Source organism: Rhodococcus sp. NPDC059968 (assembly GCF_042738615.1).
GTDB lineage: Bacteria > Actinomycetota > Actinomycetes > Mycobacteriales > Mycobacteriaceae > Rhodococcus_F.
This window is the reverse complement of the sequence record NZ_JBHWUE010000211.1, coordinates 2,142-5,427: the sequence shown is the minus strand read 5'-3', so window position 1 is coordinate 5,427 and position 3,286 is coordinate 2,142. Positions and strand designations below refer to the sequence as shown.

At 55.1% G+C, this 3,286-nt stretch carries 1 rRNA gene; it reads right to left on the bottom strand.

Annotated features, from left to right (window positions below):
- Window positions 1–85: 85 nt before the first annotated feature.
- Window positions 86–3,219, bottom strand: a 23S ribosomal RNA gene (locus ACFWAY_RS52960).
- Window positions 3,220–3,286: the final 67 nt, after the last annotated feature.

Genomic DNA, 3,286 nt, shown 5'->3' with positions numbered 1-3,286 from the left:
AACAAGAATTGTTGTTGTTCTTCTTTCTTCAGTTCTGAAACGTGTGTGTTGTTTCAGATACTGCACAGTGGACGCGTAGCTTCTTTGTGGTAAGTCCTCGGCCTATTAGTACCAGTCACCTGCATCCGTTACCGGACTTCCAGTTCTGGCCTATCAACCCGGTGGTCTGCCGGGGGCCTTACCCCCTCGAGGGGGTGAGAAACCTCATCTTGGAACAGGCTTCCCGCTTAGATGCTTTCAGCGGTTATCCCTTCCGAACGTAGCTAACCAGCGGTGCTCCTGGTGGAACAACTGGCACACCAGAGGTTCGTCCGTCCCGGTCCTCTCGTACTAGGGACAGCCTTCCTCAAGTTTCTAACGCGCGCGGCGGATAGAGACCGAACTGTCTCACGACGTTCTAAACCCAGCTCGCGTGCCGCTTTAATGGGCGAACAGCCCAACCCTTGGGACCTACTCCAGCCCCAGGATGCGACGAGCCGACATCGAGGTGCCAAACCATCCCGTCGATATGGACTCTTGGGGAAGATCAGCCTGTTATCCCCGGGGTACCTTTTATCCGTTGAGCGACACCGCTTCCACTTGCCGGTGCCGGATCACTAGTCCCGACTTTCGTCCCTGCTCGACCTGTCAGTCTCACAGTCAAGCTCCCTTGTGCACTTGCACTCGACACCTGATTGCCAACCAGGCTGAGGGAACCTTTGGGCGCCTCCGTTACATTTTGGGAGGCAACCGCCCCAGTTAAACTACCCACCAGGCACTGTCCCTGAACCAGATCATGGTCCGAGGTTAGAGGTCCAATACGATCAGAGTGGTATTTCAACAACGACTCCACACTCACTGGCGTGAGCGCTTCACAGTCTCCCACCTATCCTACACAAACCGAACCGAACACCAATACCAAGCTGTAGTGAAGGTCCCGGGGTCTTTTCGTCCTGCCGCGCGTAACGAGCATCTTTACTCGTAATGCAATTTCGCCGAGTCTATGGTTGAGACAGCTGAGAAGTCGTTACGCCATTCGTGCAGGTCGGAACTTACCCGACAAGGAATTTCGCTACCTTAGGATGGTTATAGTTACCACCGCCGTTTACTGGGGCTTAAATTCTCAGCTTCGCTCCGAAGAACTAACCGGTCCTCTTAACCTTCCAGCACCGGGCAGGCGTCAGTCCGTATACATCGTCTTACGACTTCGCACGGACCTGTGTTTTTAGTAAACAGTCGCTTCTCACTGGTCTCTGCGGCCCCACCCAGCTCACACTGCAAGAGTGATCACCGGACGAGGCCCCCCTTCTCCCGAAGTTACGGGGGCATTTTGCCGAGTTCCTTAACCATAGTTATCTCGATCGCCTTAGTATTCTCTACCTGACCACCTGTGTCGGTTTGGGGTACGGGCCGTGTGAAAGCTCGCTAGAGGCTTTTCTCGGCAGCATAGGATCACTGAATTCGCCTCATTCGGCTATGCGTCACCTCTCAGGCTGTGTGAATGGCGGATTTGCCTACCATTCGCCCTACAGGCTTACACCAGTATTACCACTGACTGGCTCAGCTACCTTCCTGCGTCACCCCATCGCTTGGCTACTACCAGATCAGGTCCCATGCATCCACATCCAGGGCCCCCGAAGGGGCGTAAGGACGCTTCAGGATGGTTAGTATCACTGATTCACCAGGGGCGCGTTCACACGGGTACGGGAATATCAACCCGTTGTCCATCGGCTACGCCTGTCGGCCTCGTCTTAGGTCCCGACTCACCCTGGGCGGATTAACCTGGCCCAGGAACCCTTGGTCATTCGGCGGACGAGTTTCTCACTCGTCTTTCGCTACTCATGCCTGCATTCTCACTCGTGTGGCCTCCACGGCTGGGTCACCCCGCCGCTTCCATGGCCACACGACGCTCCCCTACCCATCCACACCACTGCCCAAGACTCCGCAGAATCAAGGGGGTGCATTGTGTGAATGCCGCAGCTTCGGTGGTGTACTTGAGCCCCGCTACATTGTCGGCGCAGGATCACTTGACCAGTGAGCTATTACGCACTCTTTCAAGGGTGGCTGCTTCTAAGCCAACCTCCTGGTTGTCTTCGCGACCCCACATCCTTTTCCACTTAGTACACGCTTAGGGACCTTAGCTGGCGATCTGGGCTGTTTCCCTCTCGACTACGAACCTTATCGCCCGCAGTCTCACTGCCGCGCTCTCACTCACCGGCATTCGGAGTTTGGCTGATTTCGGTAAGCTTGTGGGCCCCCTAGACCATCCAGTAGCTCTACCTCCGGTGAGAAACACGCGACGCTGCACCTAAATGCATTTCGGGGAGAACCAGCTATCACGGAGTTTGATTGGCCTTTCACCCCTACCCACAACTCATCCCCTCAGTTTTCAACCTAAGTGGGTTCGGTCCTCCACGACGTCTTACCGTCGCTTCAACCTGGCCATGGGTAGATCACTCCGCTTCGGGTCTAGAACATGCCACTACGGACGCCCTATTCGGACTCGCTTTCGCTACGGCTACCCCACACGGGTTAACCTCGCGACATGCCACTAACTCGCAGGCTCATTCTTCAAAAGGCACGCCATCACCCCCCACACCGAAATGTGCAAAGGCTTTGACGGATTGTAAGCGCACGGTTTCAGGTACTATTTCACTCCCCTCCCGGGGTACTTTTCACCTTTCCCTCACGGTACTAGTCCGCTATCGGTCACCAGGGAGTATTCAGGCTTATCGGGTGGTCCCGACAGATTCACACCAGATTTCACGGGCCCGGTGCTACTTGGGTTTCCATCACGACAGTCATCATGTTTTCGTGTACGGGACTCTCACCCTCTACGACAGGCCGTTCCAGACCACTTCCACTAACACAATGATTTCTTACTGTCGGCCAACACGGCAGCATTGACAAGATGAACCCCACAACCCCACGAATGCAACACCTGCCGGCTATCACACATCCATGGTTTAGCCTCTTCCGCTTTCGCTCGCCACTACTCACGGAATCACTATTGTTTTCTCTTCCTGTGGGTACTGAGATGTTTCACTTCCCCACGTTCCCTCCACACACCCTATATATTCAGGTGCGGGTAACACGACATCACTCGTGCTGGGTTTCCCCATTCGGACATCCTCGGATCTCAGCTCGGTTGACAGCTCCCCGAGGCTTATCGCAGCCTCCTACGTCCTTCATCGGCTCCTGGTGCCAAGGCATCCACCGTACGCTCTTCATTACTTACAACAAAGATGCTCGCGTCCACTGTGCAGTTCTCAAACAACACACAACCAACCACCCGCGCAGACACCGG